This window comes from Kitasatospora sp. NPDC093806 (assembly GCF_040683335.1).
Classification (GTDB): domain Bacteria; phylum Actinomycetota; class Actinomycetes; order Streptomycetales; family Streptomycetaceae; genus Kitasatospora.
The window spans coordinates 24,816-43,772 of sequence record NZ_JBFBDO010000059.1; the positions used below are offsets into that span (position 1 = coordinate 24,816).

At 73.2% G+C, this 18,957-nt stretch carries 18 protein-coding genes and 1 pseudogene; 7 read left to right on the forward strand and 12 right to left on the reverse strand.

What is annotated here, in order from left to right:
• Positions 1-2: 2 nt before the first annotated feature.
• Complete coding sequence (locus AB0N76_RS25050; RefSeq protein ID WP_363560506.1) at positions 3-2,444, forward strand: SpaA isopeptide-forming pilin-related protein; 2,442 nt, start codon at positions 3-5, stop codon at positions 2,442-2,444.
• 94 nt (positions 2,445-2,538) lie between these two features.
• Here AB0N76_RS25050 and AB0N76_RS25055 read toward each other — a convergent pair whose 3' ends face one another.
• Positions 2,539-3,198, reverse strand: coding sequence for a ThuA domain-containing protein (locus tag AB0N76_RS25055; RefSeq protein ID WP_363560508.1), 660 nt, complete (start codon positions 3,196-3,198; stop codon positions 2,539-2,541).
• 208 nt (positions 3,199-3,406) lie between these two features.
• On the opposite strand from AB0N76_RS25055, the gene AB0N76_RS25060 reads away from it, so the two are divergent.
• Positions 3,407-5,083, forward strand: a complete 1,677-nt coding sequence (locus AB0N76_RS25060; protein ID WP_363560510.1) for a metallophosphoesterase family protein — start codon at positions 3,407-3,409, stop codon at positions 5,081-5,083.
• A gap of 79 nt (positions 5,084-5,162) precedes the next feature.
• Positions 5,163-5,495, forward strand: coding sequence for a YnfA family protein (locus AB0N76_RS25065; RefSeq protein WP_363560512.1), 333 nt, complete (start codon positions 5,163-5,165; stop codon positions 5,493-5,495).
• A gap of 125 nt (positions 5,496-5,620) precedes the next feature.
• On the opposite strand, the gene AB0N76_RS25070 is transcribed toward AB0N76_RS25065, so the two are convergent.
• From AB0N76_RS25070 to AB0N76_RS25080, 3 genes are all read right to left on the reverse strand, one after another.
• Positions 5,621-6,040 carry a PIN domain-containing protein gene (locus AB0N76_RS25070; protein WP_363560514.1) on the reverse strand — a complete coding sequence of 140 codons (420 nt, stop codon included), beginning with the start codon at positions 6,038-6,040 and terminating at the stop codon, positions 5,621-5,623.
• A gap of 21 nt (positions 6,041-6,061) precedes the next feature.
• The gene (locus AB0N76_RS25075) at positions 6,062-6,286 is read right to left on the reverse strand and encodes a type II toxin-antitoxin system VapB family antitoxin (RefSeq protein ID WP_363560516.1); all 225 of its coding nucleotides are present in this window, start codon (positions 6,284-6,286) and stop codon (positions 6,062-6,064) included.
• A 163-nt stretch (positions 6,287-6,449) separates the two neighbouring features.
• Positions 6,450-7,664 carry a pyridoxal phosphate-dependent aminotransferase gene (locus AB0N76_RS25080; RefSeq protein ID WP_363560518.1) on the reverse strand — a complete coding sequence of 405 codons (1,215 nt, stop codon included), beginning with the start codon at positions 7,662-7,664 and terminating at the stop codon, positions 6,450-6,452.
• 97 nt (positions 7,665-7,761) lie between these two features.
• Here AB0N76_RS25080 and AB0N76_RS25085 point away from each other — a divergent pair.
• Both AB0N76_RS25085 and AB0N76_RS25090 read left to right on the forward strand, forming a co-directional pair.
• Positions 7,762-8,112, forward strand: a pseudogene (locus AB0N76_RS25085) (helix-turn-helix domain-containing protein); the annotation flags it as partial.
• Positions 8,113-8,599: 487 nt separating this feature from the next.
• Entirely contained in the window at positions 8,600-9,436 is an 837-nt protein-coding gene (locus AB0N76_RS25090) for an SGNH/GDSL hydrolase family protein (RefSeq protein WP_363560520.1), read from the forward strand.
• Between the two features lie 18 nt (positions 9,437-9,454).
• Here the strand turns inward: AB0N76_RS25090 and AB0N76_RS25095 are convergent, their stop codons facing one another.
• A complete protein-coding gene (locus AB0N76_RS25095) occupies positions 9,455-11,065 on the reverse strand; it encodes a DUF2079 domain-containing protein (RefSeq protein WP_363560522.1) in 1,611 nt (536 codons plus the stop codon).
• A gap of 190 nt (positions 11,066-11,255) precedes the next feature.
• Between AB0N76_RS25095 and AB0N76_RS25100 the strand changes: the two genes are divergently transcribed.
• A complete protein-coding gene (locus AB0N76_RS25100) occupies positions 11,256-12,173 on the forward strand; it encodes a pentapeptide repeat-containing protein (protein WP_363560524.1) in 918 nt (305 codons plus the stop codon).
• Between the two features lie 39 nt (positions 12,174-12,212).
• On the opposite strand, the gene AB0N76_RS25105 is transcribed toward AB0N76_RS25100, so the two are convergent.
• The 7 genes from AB0N76_RS25105 to AB0N76_RS25135 all read right to left on the reverse strand — a co-directional run bounded on the left by AB0N76_RS25105 (position 12,213) and on the right by AB0N76_RS25135 (position 17,746).
• Positions 12,213-12,503, reverse strand: a complete 291-nt coding sequence (locus AB0N76_RS25105; RefSeq protein ID WP_363560526.1) for a hypothetical protein — start codon at positions 12,501-12,503, stop codon at positions 12,213-12,215.
• A 123-nt stretch (positions 12,504-12,626) separates the two neighbouring features.
• Positions 12,627-13,205 (reverse strand): hypothetical protein, encoded by a 579-nt coding sequence (locus tag AB0N76_RS25110; protein ID WP_363560528.1) that lies wholly within the window; start codon positions 13,203-13,205, stop codon positions 12,627-12,629.
• A 23-nt stretch (positions 13,206-13,228) separates the two neighbouring features.
• Positions 13,229-14,869, reverse strand: coding sequence for a hypothetical protein (locus AB0N76_RS25115; protein ID WP_363560530.1), 1,641 nt, complete (start codon positions 14,867-14,869; stop codon positions 13,229-13,231).
• Position 14,870: 1 nt separating this feature from the next.
• Positions 14,871-15,734: an ATP-binding cassette domain-containing protein gene (locus tag AB0N76_RS25120; RefSeq protein ID WP_363560532.1), complete on the reverse strand. Its 864-nt coding sequence runs from the start codon at positions 15,732-15,734 to the stop codon at positions 14,871-14,873.
• 96 nt (positions 15,735-15,830) lie between these two features.
• A complete protein-coding gene (locus tag AB0N76_RS25125) occupies positions 15,831-16,232 on the reverse strand; it encodes a hypothetical protein (protein WP_363560534.1) in 402 nt (133 codons plus the stop codon).
• Positions 16,233-16,605: 373 nt separating this feature from the next.
• The gene (locus AB0N76_RS25130; protein ID WP_363560536.1) at positions 16,606-17,337 is read right to left on the reverse strand and encodes a tyrosine-protein phosphatase; all 732 of its coding nucleotides are present in this window, start codon (positions 17,335-17,337) and stop codon (positions 16,606-16,608) included.
• A 52-nt stretch (positions 17,338-17,389) separates the two neighbouring features.
• Positions 17,390-17,746, reverse strand: coding sequence for a helix-turn-helix transcriptional regulator (locus tag AB0N76_RS25135; protein ID WP_363560538.1), 357 nt, complete (start codon positions 17,744-17,746; stop codon positions 17,390-17,392).
• Positions 17,747-17,893: 147 nt separating this feature from the next.
• On the opposite strand from AB0N76_RS25135, the gene AB0N76_RS25140 reads away from it, so the two are divergent.
• A complete protein-coding gene (locus AB0N76_RS25140) occupies positions 17,894-18,913 on the forward strand; it encodes a zinc-dependent alcohol dehydrogenase family protein (RefSeq protein ID WP_363560540.1) in 1,020 nt (339 codons plus the stop codon).
• Positions 18,914-18,957 lie beyond the last annotated feature (44 nt).

Sequence of the window (18,957 nt, forward strand, 5' to 3'; positions counted from 1 at the left end):
ACATGGCTTCCTTCAACCGACTGCTCGCCCGCGTCCGCCGAAGGGCGGGCGCGCTGGCGCTGCCGTGCACCATAGTCTCGGCGCTCGTCCCCGTGCTGGCCCTCGGCCCCGGCGCGGTCACCGCGACGGCCGCGCCGCTGCCCGGCGGCCTGGGGCCGTGCGTACCGGGCAGCTGCCCGAACCCGTACCCCACCTCGATCAGCAACGGCCCGTTCGCCGGCCGGGACAACGGCGTCAACGTCTTCGTCGGCGGCGACTTCCTGGTCCGCGCCCGGGCCGCCGAGGCCGAGGGGCGCGTCGTCGTCCTCAACAACTTCGACCAGGCCAAGGAGGCCGGGGCCAGCTCCCTCTACAACGTCGGCATCGCCGGCGTCGGCTCCCGGGTGCCCCCGCCAGACGGCGCCGACTTCCTCACCACCGGCGGCAGCGTCACCGTGGCCGGCGGACAGACCCTGGCCGCCGACGGCGGGGTGGTCCGGCACGCCGGGGCGCTCAGCGGCACGGTGACCGGCACGACGGTCACCGACGCCAACGCCGTCCAGCCGTTCACCGGCCTGCGCGAGCAGCTGAGCGCCGCGTCCGACTGCTACGCCCAGGTCAACGGCCTGCCCCGGACCCCGACCGGGGTCGCGGTGAACCAGGGCGGGCAGACCCTGTTCACCGGCGACGGCGCCTCGGCGCTCCAGGTCTTCAACGTCGGCTTCGACCTCACCGGACCGGCCGGCGCCCAGCAGGGCATCGTCTTCGCGAACATCCCGGCGGGCGCCACCATCCTGGTCAACGTCACCGGTGCCACCCGCGCCCTGAACACCTACAGCGGCGGCATCAACGACACCGACGACCCGCTCAACTCCTACCGCGACCACCTGCTGTGGAACTTCCCGGACGCCACCACGCTCACGCTGGGCGGCACCGGCCAGTTCCAGGGCAGCTTCCTGATCGGCGAACCGACCTCGCAGACCACGGTCACCCTGGCCGGCGTCAACGGCCGCTTCTTCACCACCGGCTCGCTCACCCACACCAGCCTCGCCACCGGGGGCGGCGGCCAGGAGTTCCACGCCTACCCCTTCAACGGCGACCTGCCCACCTGCGGCAGCAACCCGGTGACGGGTGAGGTGCGGGTGCTGAAGACGGACGCGGTGACGGCCGTGCCGCTCGCGGGCGCCACCTTCGAGCTCTGGTCGGAGACCAACGGCGTCCCGGGCCTGCAGACCACCGGCGCCAACCCGGACACCCAGGTGGGTGCGGCCTGCGTCACCGGTGCGGATGGTCTCTGCCGCCGGACGGTGCCCGTGGGTACCTACTACTGGCGGGAGACCGCGCCACCCCCGGGCTATGTGCTGCCGGTCCAGCCGGTGTTCGGTCCGCTGCTGCTGATCCCCGAGAACGCCCCGGCGGGCGTCCAGGTGACGGCCCCCGACATTCCGCAGCCCCCGCTGACGGGTGAGGTGCGGGTGCTGAAGACCGACGCGGTGACGGCCGTGCCGCTCGCTGGCGCCACCTTCGAGCTCTGGTCGGAGACCAACGCCATCCCCGGCCTGCAGACCACCGGTCCCCTCCCCGACACCCAGGTGGGTGCGGCCTGCGTCACCGGTGCGGACGGTCTCTGCCGTCGGACGGTGCCCGTGGGCGCCTACTACTGGCGGGAGACCGCGCCACCCCCGGGCTACCTGCTGCCGGCCCAGCCGGTGTTCGGCCCGCTGCTGCTGACCCCCGAGAACGCCGCGGCCGGTGCCCAGATCACCGCCCCCGACGCGCCGCAGCCCCCGGTGACCGGTGAGGTGCGGGTGCTGAAGACCGACGCCGAGACGAGCGCGCCGCTGGCCGGCGCCGGCTTCGAGCTCTGGTCGGAGACCAACGGCGTGCCCGGTCTGCAGACCACCGGCGCCAACCCGGACACCCAGGTGGGTACGCCCTGCGTCACCGGCGCGGACGGCTTCTGCCGCCGGACGGTGGAGACCGGGACCTACTACTGGCGGGAGACCACCGCACCCCCCGGGTACGACCTGCCCGCCGAGCCGGTGTTCGGGCCGCTGCTGCTGACCCCGGCCAACGCCACGGCCGGCGTCCAGATCACCGCCCGCGACTGCCCGTCGCCGCGGCCGCCGGCCACCGGCTCGATCCACCTGACCAAGAAGGACGCCTGGTCGGGCCACCCGCTCGGCGGCGCGGTGTTCCAGCTGTGGCGTGAGACCAACGGCGTGCCCGGCCTGCAGACCACCGGGGCCAACCCGGACACCCGCACCGGCACCGACTGCACCACCGCGGCCGACGGCGGCTGCGACTTCACCCACCTGCCGACCGGGCAGTACTACCTGCGGGAGACCGCCGCGCCCAGCGGCTACCAGCTCCCGCCGGACCCGGTCAGCGGGCCCTACCGGGTGAACGCCGACGACTGCGTCACCGTCGCGCTCACCAACAAGCAGGAGGACGACTGCCCGTGACGCGCTGATGCGCTGACCTGCTGACCTGCTGACCTGCTGACGTACTGGACGCGGGACCGCCCGGAGCCCGGAGCCCCGGGCGGTCACCGCTGCGTCACCCCAGGACGTGCCGCACCCCGCCCAGCAGGTGGGCGCGGAAGGCCGGGTCCGCGTACGCCTCGGGCGCGTGCCCGAGCGCCGTGTAGAAGGTGGGGGCGCCGTCGTGCTCCCCGCACCAGGCGAGCGGATGACGGTCGGCCAGCCCCATCGCGGCCCCCTCGTAGTCGGCCTCGTCGACGGTGAGCAGCACCCGGACGTCCCGCTCGCGCGGATCGGAGCGGAAGTCGTACCACTCGTCGGTCCACTCCCAGCGGGCCGGCAGGTGCGCGGTGGCCGGGTGGTCCGGGTCGGCGACCCGCACCGGCGCGGTCTGGATCGGCGGATGCCGGTCGAACCGGGCGCCGACCAGCCCCTCGAACCACGGCCACTCGTACGCGGTGCTGGACGCCGCGTGCACGCCCAGCCAGCCGTGACCGGCGCTCAGGTGGTCACGCAGCGCGTCCTGCCCGGCCTCGTCGAGCACCGGGCCGCCGGTGGAGAGGAAGACCACCGCCGCGTACCGGCGCAGCACCGCGGGCCGGAAGACCGCCGGGTCCTCGGTGGCGTCGACGGTGAAGCCGTGCCGTTCGCCGAGCTCGCCGAGCGCGCGGGTGCCGTCCAGGACCGAGGCGTGCGGGAAGCGGAGGTTGCGACGGTAGATCAGGATCCTGGCCATGGTGGACGATCCTGCCAGCCCCCGCCGTCCCACCCGCCCGCCGGGGTCCGTCCCGTCCGTCCTCCGCCTCCGTCGCCTCGCCCGTCCGGCTCCGGCCTGCGGCTTTGCCGAGCCATGGTCGAACATTGGCGTTCGACTGACCGGTACGCCCGGGCTCGTTCACCGTCCGTCCGTGTCCGGTCAACGCGCCGCTGGCAGAGTCCCGGCCATGGAAACTCCGAACATGGGCGTGCCGGTGAAGCTCGCCGAACGCATGAGCATGGCCGAGCAGCACGAGTACCTGCGGGCTCGGTTCTCCCGCCGCCGGATGCTGCGCGCCGGCGCCGTCTCGGTCGGCGCCCTGGCGGTGGGCGGTGCCCTGGGCAGCGGCACCGCCGCGGCCGCGCCGGCCGCCCCCGGCTCGCCGCTGCTGCTGGCCGGCGGCACCGCCGAGGGCATCGACGGCTCGCTGGTCGCCCCGATCGGGCGTCACCTCGCCTTCGGCCCCGAGCCGGACACCCAGTTCCGGGTCTCCTGGCAGGTGCCGGCCCCCGTGAAGCGGCCGTTCCTGCGCTACGGCAAGCACCCGTGGGACCTGAGCCACAAGGTCGAGGCGGAGGTGCGCGCCCTGCACACCCCGGCGCTCACCCCGACCGGCCAGCCGGTCGACCAGTACTACCTGCACGTCGCGCTGGAGGACCTGCACCCCGACACCACGTACTACTACGGCGTCGGCCACCAGGGCTTCGACCCCGCCTCCCAGCAGGCGATCTCCACCCTCTCCAGCTTCCGCACCGCGCCCTCGCGCGACCACCGCTGGGGCAAGGTGTACGAGCCGTTCACCTTCACCGCCTTCGGCGACCAGGGCGTCAGCGACCACGCCAAGGGCAACGACCACGTCATCCTGGCCCAGAACCCGGCGTTCCACCTGCACGCCGGCGACATCTGCTACGCCGACCCGGCCGGCTCCGGCCAGGACTCCGACAAGTCGGTGTACAACGCCGCCACCTGGGACGCCTTCCTGGTGCAGACCGAGACGGTCGCCTCGAAGGTGCCGTGGATGGTCTCCTACGGCAACCACGACATGGAGGCCTGGTACTCGCCGAACGGCTACGGCGGCGAGAACGCCCGCTTCCACCTCCCGGACAACGGCCCGGACCCGCGCGCCGTCCCCGGCGTCTACTCCTTCCGCTACAAGAACGTCGGCGTCATCTCGCTGGACGCCAACGACATCTCCTACGAGATCCCGGCCAACCTGGGCGTCTCGGCGGGCAAGCAGACCCGCTGGCTGGACCGCACCCTCAAGGACCTGCGCGACGACGAGACCGTCGACTTCATCGTGGTCTTCTTCCACCACTGCGCCTTCTCCACCACGGTGGCGCACGCCTCCGAGGGCGGCGTCCGCGAGGCGTGGGTGCCGCTGTTCGAGAAGTACCGCGTGGACCTGGTCATCAACGGCCACAACCACGTGTACGAGCGCACCGACGCGATCCTCGGCAACAAGGTCTCGAAGCAGGTGCCCAGTGGCGCCACCATCGAGCCCGAGAAGGACGGCGTGGTCTACGTGACCGCGGGCGCCGCCGGCCGCAGCCTGTACAAGTTCGACGCGCCCGACACCTACGAGGGCCACGAGAACCACCAGGACGAGGTCACGACCTACTACTGGAGCAAGGGCCGGGTGAAGACCCCCGAGACCATCCAGTGGTCGCGGGTGCGCTACACCGGCTACTCGTTCATCAAGGTCGACGTCACCCCGGCGCACCTGGGGCAGAAGTCCGTCATGAAGGTCACCGCGCTGACCGAGGACGGCAAGCAGATCGACAACTACTCGATCCAGCGCAAGGTCGGCGAGGGCTGGGACTCCGGCCGCGACGACGACGGCGAGGGCGGCGGCTGGGGCTGGTGACCACGACCGGTCGAGCGTGCCCCGGTCCGGCCGGGGCACGTTCGGCGGGCGGTCGGATCACGCCGTAGGCTCGACGGTCATGACCGTCCTGCGATCCGCCGTCCTCTTCGCTCTTGCTGCCCTCCTGGAGATCGGTGGCGCCTGGATGGTCTGGCAGGGCGTGCGCGAGCACCGCGGGTGGGCGTGGATCGGTGCGGGCGTCGTCGCGCTCGGTGCCTACGGCTTCGTGGCGACCCTTCAGTCCGACAGCCACTTCGGCCGGGTGCTGGCCGCGTACGGCGGGGTGTTCGTGGCGGGCTCGCTGCTGTGGGGAATGGCGGCGGACGGCTTCCGGCCGACCCGCTACGACGTGATCGGGGCGCTGGTGTGCCTGGCCGGTGTCGCCGTGATCATGTACGGCCCCCGGCGCTGACCGCGACTCCGCTCCGGTTGCGCCGGCACTCCACGAGCGCGACCCCGGATCACGAGCGCGTCCCCGGATCACGAGCGCGTCCCCGGATCACGAGCGCGTCCCCGGATCACGAGCGCGTCCCCGGATCACGAGGTGCGGACGTCACGCTCCCTCAGTTCGACGATCACCCGGGAGACGGCGACGAAGTCGTTGTCCACGTGCAGCACCGGGTAGCCGTGGTGCGCGGCGATGGCGCAGAGCAGCAGATCCACCGTCCCGGCCGAGCGGTGCTGGCCCTTCTGCGTGAGTTTGTACTGCGCGTTGAGCGCCCAGTCCTCCGCTCCCTTGGGGAGGCCGAGCGCCGGGCCGAAGAGGTCGTTCAGCTCCTCCTCCAGCTCATCGCGGTGAGCCGGACCGGTGGCCGAGTAGAGGATTTCGGCCTTGGTCACCTTGGCGATGCGGATGAGCCCGGACTCCAGTGGGGCCCGCCACCGGTTCAGCGCGGCTGGGTCGCGCATCAGGTGGACGAAGCCCGAGGTGTCGATCAGGAAGCCCATGTCGCTCATACGTCGTTCCTCGCCCGTGCGTCAGTCTTCGCCGCCGGCCTTTCGGGCCCGGTGGAGCCGCTCCGTCGGGTCGAACTCGCCGCGGGCCGCACGTGCGGACAGCCTCTCCAGGGCCTCCAACCGCTTCAGCCGGTTGACGTAGTCGGCGAGGGCTCCGTTGATCGTGTCCTTCTTCGTGCTGGTTCCCATCAAGCGCATTGCCTCCGCGAGGATCGCGTCGTCGACGTCGACGTTGGTCATGCTCATCGTTCCGCCTCCGTTGATGGTGTGGCAAATCGATCCACATCATCCACATTAACGGGCGGGGCCGAGCGCCGACAAGCCGAAATGTCCGAATCCGCGGCGCCGTGAAGACGGCAGCGGGCCCCTGCGGAATCGCATCCGCGGGGGCCCGTCGTACTGCCCCGGCTCAGACCTGGCGGTAGGTGGCGAGGAAGCGGCCGATGCGGTTGATGGCCGTCTCCAGGTCGTCGGCGCGGGGGAGGGTGACGAAGCGGAAGTGGTCCGGGCGGGGCCAGTTGAAGCCGGTGCCCTGGACGACGTGGATCTTCTCGCGCAGCAGCAGGTCCAGGACGAAGCGCTCGTCGTCGACGATCCGGTGGACGGCCGGGTCGAGGCGGGCGAAGGCGTACAGCGCGCCCTTGGGCTTGACGCAGCTGACGCCCGGGATCTCGTTGAGCGCCCGGTACGCGACGTCGCGCTGCTCGGCCAGCCGCCCGCTGGGCAGGACCAGGTCGTTGATGGACTGGTGGCCGCCGAGCGCGGCCTGGACGGCGTACTGGGCGGGGACGTTGGGGCACAGCCGCATGCCGGAGAGCATGGTGAGGCCCTCCAGGTAGTCGGTCGCGTGCTGCTTCGGCCCGGAGACGACCAGCCAGCCGCTGCGGAAGCCGGCCACCCGGTAGGACTTGGAGAGGCCGTTGAAGGTGAGGGTGAGGACGTCGTCGGCGAGCGCGGCCAGGCAGTGGTGCTCGGTGCCGTCGTAGAGGATCTTGTCGTAGATCTCGTCGGCGAGGACCATCAGCTGGTGCCGGCGGGCGAGGTCGAGGATGCCCTCCAGCAGCTCCTTCGGGTACACCGCGCCGGTGGGGTTGTTCGGGTTGATGACCACGATCGCCTTGGTGCGGGCGGTGATCTTCGAGGCGATGTCGTCCAGGTCGGGGAACCAGTCCGCCTCCTCGTCGCACACGTAGTGCACGGCCTTGCCGCCGGCCAGCCGGACCACCGCCGTCCAGAGCGGGTAGTCGGGCATCGGGACGAGCACCTCGTCGCCGTCGTCGACGAGCGCGGTGACGGCCATCTGGATCAGCTCGGAGACGCCGTTGCCGAGGTAGACGTCGTTGACGGTCACTCCGCTGACGCCGCGCTGCTGGTAGTACTGCACGACGGCGCGGCGGGCGGGCAGGATGCCGCGCGAGTCGCTGTAGCCGTGAGCACGGGGGAGGTTGCGGATGATGTCCTGGATGATCTCCTCCGGCGCCTCGAAGCCGAACGTGGCCGGGTTGCCGGTGTTCAGCCGGAGCACGCTGTGCCCGGCCTCCTCCAGCGCGTTGGCCTGGTCGACCACCGGGCCGCGGATCTCGTAGCACACGTCACTCAGCTTGCTGGACTGCCGAAACTCCATCTGCGGCCTCCCGACCGTCACCCCGCGCCGATCCTGCTCGCTTTGTTCTACCAAGCATGCACTTGGAAAGTCCAACCTCTTGGCTATGCTGATCCACATGTCACGCCGAAGCTACGACCAGTACTGCGCCGTCGCCCGCGCCCTGGACGCGGTGGGGGAACGCTGGAGCCTCCTGATCGTCCGTGAACTCCTGGCCGGCCCGCGCCGCTACACCGACCTGCACGCCGACCTGCCCGGCGTCTCCACCGACATCCTCGCCGCGCGCCTCAAGCAGCTGGAGGGCGAGGGCGTGATCGAACGGCGGCGCCTCGAACGGCCCGCCAACGCCACCGTCTACGAGCTGACCGAGCGGGGGGTCGCGCTGCGCCCGGTCGTCGCGGCGCTCGGCTCCTGGGGGCTCGACGCGCTGGGGGAGCAGCGGCCGACCGACGCCGTGCGGACGCACTGGGTCACGGGGGAGCCGATCGAGGGGAAGCCGGTGTTGGGGGAGCCGGTCGAGGTCCTGGGGGAGGCGGTCGCGGCCTCGGGGGAGACGGTCGCGGTCTGACGCGCCGCCCGGGCCGTGCTCGGTCCCGGCCGGGCACGCGTTGGCCCGGCCCGGGGAACAGCCCGGCCGCGGGGGCGCCCGTGTGGGAGGCGCCGTACCCGCGGCCCGGTGGCGGGAGCGGTCCGGCGCCCGGCTCCCCCGATGCCGGTCGCCGGTCCGCATCGACGGCCTGCACTGCTCGCGGCCGTCCCTCCCGACGTTCACCACTGTGCCCGGCACCGATAAACGGTGCATCGACAACCGGTTGTCGGGGGCGTTGATTCCGGTCCGACGCGGGCCGGGCGCCGGCTCGGACGACGGTTTCGGACGAGGGCCGGGCGCCGGTTCGGGCGTCGGTTCGGACTCCGCCCGGCGGTCGGCGGACGGCCGCGCGTACGATCGTCGGGCCATGGAGAACACGCAGAACGCGCCCACCACCATCAGCGGTTACGCGAGCTACGTCGCCGTCGGGGACTCCTTCACCGAGGGCATGTGCGACGACCTGCTGCCCGACGGCCACTACCGGGGCTGGGCCGACCGCCTCGCCGACCGGCTCGCCGCCGACCGTCCGACCGGGGACTTCCGGTACGCCAACCTCGCCGTCCGCGGCAAGCTCATCGGCCAGATCCACGACGAACAGCTCGCCACCGCCACCGCCCTGGGCGCCGACCTGGTCACCCTGGCCGGCGGGCTCAACGACGTGCTGCGGCCGCGCTGCGACATCGCCCGGGTCGAGGAACTGCTCGGCGACGCCGCCACCCGGCTGCGCGCCACCGGCGCCACCGTGGTCATGTTCACCAGCACCGACCCCACCCGGCGGATGGCCGGCTCGGCCCGGCTGCTCCCGGCCATCCTGCGGATGAAGGCCTTCGTCCACGAGCTCGCCCAGGACCCGGGCATCGCCGTCGTCGACCTCTTCTCCGCCCCCTGCTTCGACGACCGCCGGCTCTGGGCAGAGGACCGGCTCCACCTCTCGCCCGAGGGCCACCGCCGGGTCGCCGAGGCCGTCCTGGAGTCGCTCGGCCGCCCCGCCGCCTTCGACTGGCGCGCCCCGCTGCCGCCCGCCGACCCGCCGAGCCGGGGCGCGAAGCTCGCCGCCGACGCCCGCTGGGCCCGCAACCACCTCGGCCCGTGGCTCGGCCGCCGGCTCACCGGCCGCTCGTCGGGCGACGGCCGCCCGCCCAAGCGCGCCGAGCTCCTGCCGTACGAGGCGCGTTCCCGGGAACCCGAGGCACGCGAGGCGTAGGGGGGCTCAGCCCCGGAATCAGCCCCGGAAGAGGTTGTGCCCGACGTCCGACGGCACCTCGTCCTGGTACGGGGTGGCGTCCGGCCCGGGCACGTGCTCGCCCGGCACCGGCTCGGCGGACTCCCGGTGCAGCAGGAAGACGCCGTCCTCCGACCAGACCGTCCGGTACCCGTGCGCCAGCAGCAGGTCGATCCGGGCCGCCTGCTCCCGGTCGGTCCGGAACGGGAAGGACCGCTTGTCCGCGCGGATCAGCACGTACTCGCGCCCGCGCGGCTTCTCGTCCACCAGCACCACGTCCGCCCGGGCGGTCAGCCGGGGCGCCGCCTGGTTGTCGGCCTCGACCGAGGCGCCGTCCGGGACCAGCGCCGCACCGCGCAGCAGCGCGACCTCGCTCGCCTTCGGCTGCCAGTAGGCGGGCACGAACAGGTTCGCCACGCCGAGCGGCAGCGCGGCCGCGACGGTGACGGCCGCCGCCGCCACGCCCAGCCGCAGCGTGCGTGCGTGCTCGTGCCGGCGGCCCAGCACCTCCAGCGCGGCGACCAGCAGGATCGGCCAGAGGAACGCGTCGTAGTGCCGGGCGATCGACCAGTGGTTCGGGTTGCTGGACAGCACCCGCTCGGCGAGCAGCGGGACGGCGCAGAGGATCGTCGCGGAGCGGAGCGGCAGAAGGAAGAGGGTGCCGAACACCCAGAGCAGCAGGAGCGGCTTCAACGGGGCGTCGAAGAAGGCCGAGACGAGCAGGGTCGGGTCGGCGAGCACGTTGCGGACGGCCGAGCCGCCGTCGGTGCCGAGCGCCTGGTAGTTCCAGTAGTACCCGGGCACCCCGCCCATCGCCGGCACCAGCTCGGCGATCGCGACCGCCGAGGCGAGCGGCCCGCCGAGCAGCAGGCCGAGCCCCCAGCGGGCGGTCTGCCGGCGCCGGGCGAGGTCGGTTTCCCGGCGCGCCCGCAGCAGCAGCACCAGGCCGTACGCGCCGACGGCCAGCCCCATGTCCTCCTTGGTGCAGCAGAGCAGCAGGCCGGCGACGGCGCTCAGGGCGTACCGGCGGGCCATCCCCCGCTCCAGCATCAGCAGGGTGAGCGGCACCGCGAACGCCACCTCGTGGAACCCGCCGCGCGAGGCCACCAGCAGCGGCCAGCCGAGCCCGTAGGCGAGCGCGGCCAGGTCGGCGGCACGGCGGGCGGTGCGCGGGTCGGCGTCCGCGAAGCAGCGGTCGGCGATCCGGCGGATCAGCGGCACCCCGGCCGCGAAGCAGAGCGCCTGGCCGATGAGCAGCGACCGCGGGTCGTCCCAGAGCCAGTACAGCGGCGCCATCAGCGCGATCACGGGGGAGAAGTGGTCGCCGAGGAGCGAGAAGCCGGGCGGGAACTCGTGGTGGAAGCTCTTCAGCGACGACACCGGCAGACCGAGGTTCGCGTAGCCGCGCACGCCCTGGTCGAAGATGCCGAGGTCGAAGCCGCCCAGCTGGGCGGTGGTCCACTGCTGGGCGCCGATCGCGAGGCACACCGCGAAGCAGAGCAGGGTGAAGGCGAGGGTGCGGGCGCGCGGGGAGAAGCGGAGCGGCGGGTGGGCCGCTGCCGTCGCGGGCTCCTCGGTGTCCGGGTACGGCGCCACGTCGTGCCGGGACATGCCTTGGTTCCTCCGCTGGTGCTGTGCTGCTCGTGCTGTGCTGCTCGTGCTGTGTTGCTCGTGCTGTGTTGCTTGTGCTGGGTTGCCCGAGCCGTTTCCGCTCGGCCGACCACACTAACCGACGGCCGTTCGAGCCGGTCGGTACGCTCTAGGAGCACCACTGCGCCACACCCGGAGGAACAGCAGCACCGTGACCGTCCCGAGTATCGACCTCGTCTCCGACTGCACGAGCTGCTTCGGGCTGTGCTGTGTCGCCCTGCCGTTCGCGGCCGGCACCGACTTCGCCGTCAACAAGGCCGCCGGTAGCCCCTGCCGCAACCTTCAGACCGACTTCACCTGCGGCATCCACGCCCGGCTGCGGGACACCGGCTTCCCCGGCTGCACGGTGTACGACTGCTTCGGGGCCGGTCAGCAGGTGTCGCAGGTCACCTTCGGCGGGCGCAGCTGGCGCGAGGAACCGGAGAGCGCAGGGTTGATGTTCGAGGTGTTCCCGGTGGTGCGGCAGCTGCACGAGCTGCTCTGGTACCTCAACGAGGCGCTGACCTTCGCCCCGGCCCGCCCGGTCCACGACGAGCTGCGCCGGGCGCTGGAGGAGACCGAGCGGCTGGTCGGCGGCACGCCGGAGGAGATCCTGGCGGTCGACGTGCCCGCGCACCGGCAGGCGGTGGCGGAGCTGCTGCTCAAGGCGAGCGAACTGGTCCGGGCGGCCGTCCCGCGCCGCCGCGAGCACCGGGGCGCGGACCTGTTCGGCGCCCGCCTGCGCGGGGCCGACCTGCGCGGCGCCAACCTGCGCGGCGCGCTGCTGGTCGCCGCCGACCTGGCCGGGGCGGACCTGCGCCTCGCGGACCTGGTCGGCGCGGACCTCCGGGACGCGAACCTGGCCGGCGCCGACCTGACCGAAGCGCTCTTCCTCACCCAGGCCCAGCTCAACGCGGCGCGCGGCGACGCCTCCACCCGCCTCCCGGCCGCCCTGAAACGCCCGGGTCACTGGCCGGAGACGGCGACGGTGACGGCGTCCGGCAGCGCCGACCGCCGGGGTGCCGCTCGGAAGCCGCAGGGCGGCGGGCGCTCCGGCGGCGGCCGACCGGGCAAGCCGCGCCGCCGCTGAGTCGGTGCGGCTGACGCGGCGCGGCGTACCCGGGGCGGATCAGCGGACGCGGACGCTCGCGCCGAACTCGTACAGGCCCTCGCTGCCCGGTGCGAGGACGGCGATCACCGTTCCCGTGCAGTTCTGCTCGGTGTGGACGAAGACGATCGCGTCGGTGTGGTTGCTCACACCGAGCGGGAAGAAGTCTCCGTTGTAGCAGCCGCTCGGGTTCTGGTAGCGGTGGCCGCCGACGGTGAGGACGCCCGAAGCGGCGACGGCCGAGGCGGGGACGGTCAGGGCGAGGGCGCCGGCCGTGGCCAGGGCGCCGAGGACGGTGGCGAGACGTCGCATGATCGATAACCTCCGGGATGGGGGGATGGCGGGGCAGGGCACCCGGTCACAGTGTGAGGTCGTGCGTGTGCGGACGGCCAGCGCGTGCGCCCGAACGAGTCCGCCGCGCCTGGTCGGCTCCGCTCAGCCGGCCAGGATCCGCAGCTCGGTCACCGGATGTCGGCGGAGCAGCGCACAGGCGGTGCCGGCGAGCAGGGTGAGGGCGACGGCGGCGAGCCCGGTCGGGGATTCGGCCGGGTGGAGCGGCCACGCCCACGGCTCGGGACGGCCGTCCGGATGCCAGCCGGCCGCCGAGCAGAGCAACGGGACGACCGCGAGTGCGGCGGCGGCCGGGCGGTGGCCGACCAGCGGGTGGAACAGCAGCGCGAGCCCGAGGTAGCCGGCGATGTTGCGGGCCAGCAACAGGCCGAGGACCCCTTGCCCGACCGCGTACGCGAGGCTGCCGCAGGTCGCCCCGGCGGTCGCGAGCGTGAGCGCGAGACCGACGTCCAGCCCGCGCAGCCACCGCCCGGCGACCGTCTCCGTCCGCAGGTCGCCCCGGCCCAGCCCGTGCAGCAGGACCACCGCCGGGAGCAGGGTGATCACGTGCGCGATCAGGAAGTGGCCCGCCTGACCGCGCAGGGCGGGAACCGGCAGCTCGCCGTCCCCGAACAGCAGCCCGACGACGAACGTCCCGACCAGCACCCCCACGAGCACCGGCACCCCGCGAGCCTTGCACCACCAGATCACCGCCCACCCCCGATCGCCGCCGAGTCGGAGGTGGCGAGCAGCCTGGGAGGCGACAACGCGGCCCGGGCCGTCGCCGCCGTCCCCGGCGAGCCCGGTGGCGATGGTGGGGCGCCGGGCATATCCGGATGCGAAGCCGCCGCTCCGGGCCGGGCTGTCGCCGCTGCGGTCGTCCGCAGAGCCGCTGTCCCTAGAGCTGCCGTCCCCGGAGCCGCTGCCCCAGGCGCCGCTGCGCCCGGAGCCACCGTCCCCGGAGCCGCTGCCCCAGGCGCCGCTGCGCCCGGAGCCACCGTCCCTGGACCTGCCGCCGCCGCCGAAACTGTTGTCCCCGGGGTCACCGCCCCCGCGACCTCCGCCCCTGCCGCAGGAGCCGGGAAGGGCGGCGGTGGGGTGTCGCATCGTGCGAGGGCCGCCACCGTGCCCCGGTACCAGTCGAGTTGGCGCTCAGCCGGCAGTCGGAGCAACTGCTGTGCGCGGGTGGTGTCGGCCTCGGTGAAGCGGCCGCCGGTGCCGGTGGCCGGGAGGGTGGTGCCGTCCGGGCTCGCTCGGGCGGTGAGCCAGGCGGTCGCGGTTCCGGCGGCCGCCGCGGCCGGGTACGGGTCGCCCCGGCGGGCGCAGTCCGGGGTGCGGGGGAGCAGGCCGCCGACCACCGCCGGTGGGACCTCCCAGGCCCGGGCGTCGGTCGGGACGCCGAGCTTGGCCTCGCCGGGACCGGGCCGGGCGGCCATGGTGAACGTCGCCGGCACCGGGACGCCGTGTGCCGTCAGGGCGTCGGCGACCCGGCGGACCTCGGCGCGGACCAGTCCCGAACGCGCGCCGCCCAGCTCCGGCCAGAGGCAGACCTGCGGCCGTCCGCGGTCGCAGACCAGTGCGTCGGCGGACCGGACGCGGACCGGCTCGGGCCCGAGGTCGCGGGCGAGCCAGCCGCCCAGGACGATCCCGCCGGCCGTCAGCGCGAGCGCGGCGGCGAGGACGAGTGGGGTGCCGCGCCGTCGGATCACCAGGGCGGCCGCCAGGCAGACCGCGCCGGAGAACGCCAGCGAGGCCGCCACCGCCCGCCCGTCCAGGACCTGGTCCACCGCGCAGCAGTCGGAGAGGCCGCCGCCGACCAGGTGCCGCAGCCAGAAGGTGTCGAACGCGGCCGGGTAGGCGTTCAGGACGAAGCTGCTGACCAGGGCGAGCGGCACCGCGACCACCGGCGCGAGGACGCGGCCGACGACCGAGCCGACCAGGGTGTTCGCGAGCAGCAGTCCGGCCCAGACGGCGAGGACCCCGGGCTGCGGCACCCCGGCGGCCGTGCCGCCGGCCAGCGCGGCGGCGGCGAGCGCGGCGGCCATGCCGAGCCCGCCCATCACCGCGACCGGCACCAGCACCGGCGTGGTGATGGCCAGCGGGGACCGGACCGGCGAGCGGTTGAACACCCGCCCGCGGTGCAGTCGGCCGCCCTCCCAGGCGCCGGCGGCGGCACAGGCCGCACCGGCGAACGGCAGGGCGAGGCTGGCGTGTCCGGCGGCGGCGAGCCCGTAGGCGGGGGTGACCCAGGCCGTCAGCTCGTCGCCGAGCGCGAGCAGGACGAAGCCGAGCAGGAACGGCAGCGCGCGGGTGCCGGCCGAGACCCGGAGGACGGTGCGCAGCAACATGTCACGTCTCCCGCTCGATCAGGCGCGCGTACGCGGCCTCGGCGGTCGGCACACCGCTGCCGCCGCTGCTGCCACTGCCGTTGCCACCGCCGGTACCGCCGGTACCGCCATCGGCCACGGGCGGACGGTCGGGCCCGCCGGGCCCGCCGCTCCCGGCGCCCCGGCCGCTCCCGGCGTTCCCACCAACCGCCAGGGCGTGGAACTCCTCGGTGGCGCCCTGGAAGCGGACCCGGCCGCCGTCCAGCACCACCACCTGCCGGTAGGTCTCGGCGAGGTCCTCGGTCTGGTGGGTGGAGACGAGGACGTTGACCTCGCTCGTCAACTCCTCGACCAGGGAACGGAACACCGCGCGCTGGGTGGGGTCGAGCCCGGCGGTCGGCTCGTCCATCAGGATCAGCTCGCTGTGGTGGGCGAGGCAGCCCGCGATGCCCATCCGGCGCAGCTGGCCGCCGGAGAGCTGGTGACCGGCCCGGTCGGCGAGCCCGCCGAGGCCGACCCGGGCGAGCGCGCCGGCCGAGGCCTGCCACGCGGCGGTGCGGGACATGCCTTTCAGCCAGCCGCAGTACGCGACCTGCTCGCGGACGCTGAGCCCGGGGACCGGGGTGACCTGCTGCGGAAGCCAGGCCACCGCGCGCCGGAAGGCGGCCCGTTCCCCGGAGCCGCCGCCCGGGTTGACGCCGCGCCAGGTGATGAATCCCCGGCGCGGGGTCAGTTGGGAGGCGGCGAGGGCCATGAGGGTGGACTTCCCGGCGCCGTTGGGGCCGAGCAGGACGGTGGCCGGGTTGTCGATCCTCAATTCGAGCCCGGTGAACAGGCTCGTTTTTCGGCTGTACTGGAAGTCGATGCGGTGGAATTCAAGGGCCATGGCGGGGTCGACGCATTTCGCTCGGGAGACGGTGCGGAGGTGCCGGCGGATGGGGGCGTCCGCCGGCACCGGGCCCGGAAGGCACGGGCGGCGGGTTCAGTACCGGGTGGTCACGGTGTCCACCCAGAGCTTTCCGCCGCCGCGCACGCCCTCCAGCGTGAAGTAGTAGTCGCCGGAGCTCTGGTCGCCCCAGGTGGAGGTGTCGCAGCGGTTGAGCCGGTAGCCGTACGTCTTGTCCGGCCCGAAGACGTCCTTGTAGAGCTCCAGGTCGGCGTTCTTGAACTCGTTGGTGTCGGTGTTGCAGCCCTTGAAGGTGACGCTGGTGACGGCGTCGTCGCGGTCGCCGTCCGCCCAGCGGCGGGACTCCGAGCCGGGGCCCCAGTTGCTGATGTGGGACGTCCAGGAGCCCTCGGCGAGGGCGGGGGTGGCGCCGGCGAAGCCGAGCAGCGCGGCGGCCACCAGAACGCCGCGGATCAGTGTGCGGTTCTTTGCGCGCATATTCCGTCCGATCTCCTCGGTGACGCCGTCGTGCCCGGCGGCGCCATGCGGGCGAAAAGAAACGAGCGGAGGTTCGACCGGAACGGTCAGGGTCACCCGATCGGACGAGCCGCCGCGGAAATGACCTTAGCGTGCACGAACAGGTGCTCAGCACCATTTTTTTCGGCCAATCGAAGGGGTGAGGCCGAAGGATGGAGGACTGGCAAGGGCGTGATCGGTATTCGCCGAAAATTCCTCATACCGAAGGAGATTCAGCGCCTATCGACCCATTCTGTCGATTTTTGATTGGCTTGCCGATCGATTCCTTTTCCATCTGATTGTCGGCCCGGTGCGGCGCTGGCCGGTTCTCACCGCCGCCCGGCTGCGCGGTGAGCTACGCGGTGAGCAGCCGCGCCCGCAGTTCGCCGACCAGGGCCTCGTCGAACCCGACCTTGCCGGTGGCATAGGCGTGCACCGAGCCGTGGGCGGCGGTCAGGTCCGCGAGCACGAGCCGGATCACCTTCTCCGGCGCGCGTCCGAAGGCCGGCCAGCGCAGCGCGCGCCCCGGGTTGCCGGCCCGCCAGTCCGCCACCAGCCGGGCGGTGACCAGTTCGGTGAGCGCGAAGTCGGCGGCCACGTCGTCCTCGCCGACGCCGAGCAGGGTGAGCGCCAGGGCGGCGATCAGCCCGGTGCGGTCCTTGCCGGAGGCGCAGTGGAACACCACCGGCCGGTCGGCGCGCGCGATCAGCTCCAGGACCTGGCGGATCTCCGCGACCCCGTCCTCGGCCACCTCGGCGAACCGGTCCGCGAGGTGGCGCCACGGGTCGACCTCCGGGTCGATCTCGGCCTGGTCGTACGGCCGGTGCTCGATCGAGAGGTTGTGGTACGCCACGCCGTCCAGCTCCGGTATCCGCCCCTTGCGGGCGATCTCCCACGGGTAGCGCAGGTCGATCACGGTGCCGATGTCCAGCGCCCGGAACCGTTCGAGGTCGGCGGGTGAGGTGAGCGTGCCTAGCGAGGCCGAGCGGTAGAGCCGTCCCCAGCGGACCGAGCGTCCGTCGGCGGCCGGATAGCCGCCCAGGTCGCGGAAGTTGTGCGGGCCTTCGAAGGTCAGATGACGTGTCATGTCCGCACCCTATCGGCCGGGTTCGCTCCGCTCCCCGGTCCCGGCGGCGTCCTCAGCGCTGCTCGGGTGCCGCGATCAGCGCGTCGAGCAGCCCCGGGAAGGACTCCTCGAACTCCTCCCGCCGCAGCGCGTTCAGCCGCGACGTGCCCACGTAGTGCTGGCGGATCAGGCCGGCCTCGCGCAGCACGTGGAAGTGGTGGGTGGCCGTCGACTTGCTGACCGGCAGCTCGATCACCCCGCAGGCGAGGTCCTGCCCGGCCGCGTCCAGCTCGCGGACGATCTGCCGCCGGACCGGGTCGACCAGCGCCTCCAGCACCTGCTGGAGCGTGATCATCCGCAGCTCGGGGTGCGGGGGGACGCGGTCCCGGGCGGTGGCGGCGGGGGTGCCGCGTCGCGTGCTTGCTGCCATCGGTGATCGACCTCCTTCCGGCTCATCGTACGACACCCGTCAAAGTACGACTGGCATCGAAGTTTGACAGCGGCCGTACTTTGGGTCGAGTGTGGAGCACGGCAGACAGAAGGTCGGCTGAGGCCGACGGGGACAGGGAGTTGAGCCATGGTCAGGACCGTGACGTTCCACGAGGTGGGCGGACCCGAGGTGCTGCGGTTGGAGGACCTGCCGCTCGGCGAGCCGGGCCCCGGTGAGCTGCTGATCCGCGTTGACGCGATCGGCCTCAACCGGGCCGAGGTGCTCTACCGCGGCGGGCAGTACATCGAGGAGGTCCGGGAGTTCCCCGGCCGGCTCGGCACCGAGGCGGCCGGCGTCGTCGAGGCGGTCGGACCGGACGTGACCGGCTTCGCGGTCGGCGACCCGATCAGCGTGGTCCCCGCCTTCTCGATGAACGACCACGCCGTCTACGCGGAGCGGGCGATCGTCCCCGCGGCCGCCGTCCTGCACCGGCCCGAGGGGCTGGGCCCGGTCGGCGGCGCGGCCGTCTGGATGCCGTACGTGACCGCGTACGGCGCCCTGGTCGAGATCGGCGGCATGGGGGCCGGCGACACCGTGCTGATCACGGCCGCGTCCAGCAGCGTGGGCCTGGCGGCGATCCAGATCGCCAACCGGATCGGTGCCGTCCCGATCGCCACCACCCGCACGACGGCCAAGCGCGACGCCCTGCTCAAGGCGGGCGCGGCGGAGGTGATCGTGACCGAGGAGCAGGACGTCGCCGAGCGCGTCCTCGAACTGACCGGCGGCCGGGGCGCGACCCTCGTCTTCGACGCCGTCGCCGGCCCCGGCGTGGTCGACCTGGCCCGGGCGCTCGCCCCGGGCGGCACCCTCTTCGTCTACGGCGCCCTCAGTGGTCAGGATACCCCGTTCCCGCCGATGACGGTGATGCGCGGCAAGGCGATGCGCAGCTACACCCTCTTCGAGACCACCACCGACCCCGAAGGCCTGCGCCGCGCCGAGGCATTCGTCGCCTCGGGCCTGCGCACCGGGGCGTTCCAGCCGATGGTGGACCGGGTCTTCCCGTTCGAGGAGATCGCCGACGCGCACCGCTACCTGGAGGCGGGTGCACAGATCGGCAAGATCGTGGTGACCGTGGGCCATTCGGGCGACGCGGCGCAAGGGCGCTGAATCACCCAAAGGGCAAGCGATGTGACAAGGCATCAGAAGTCACG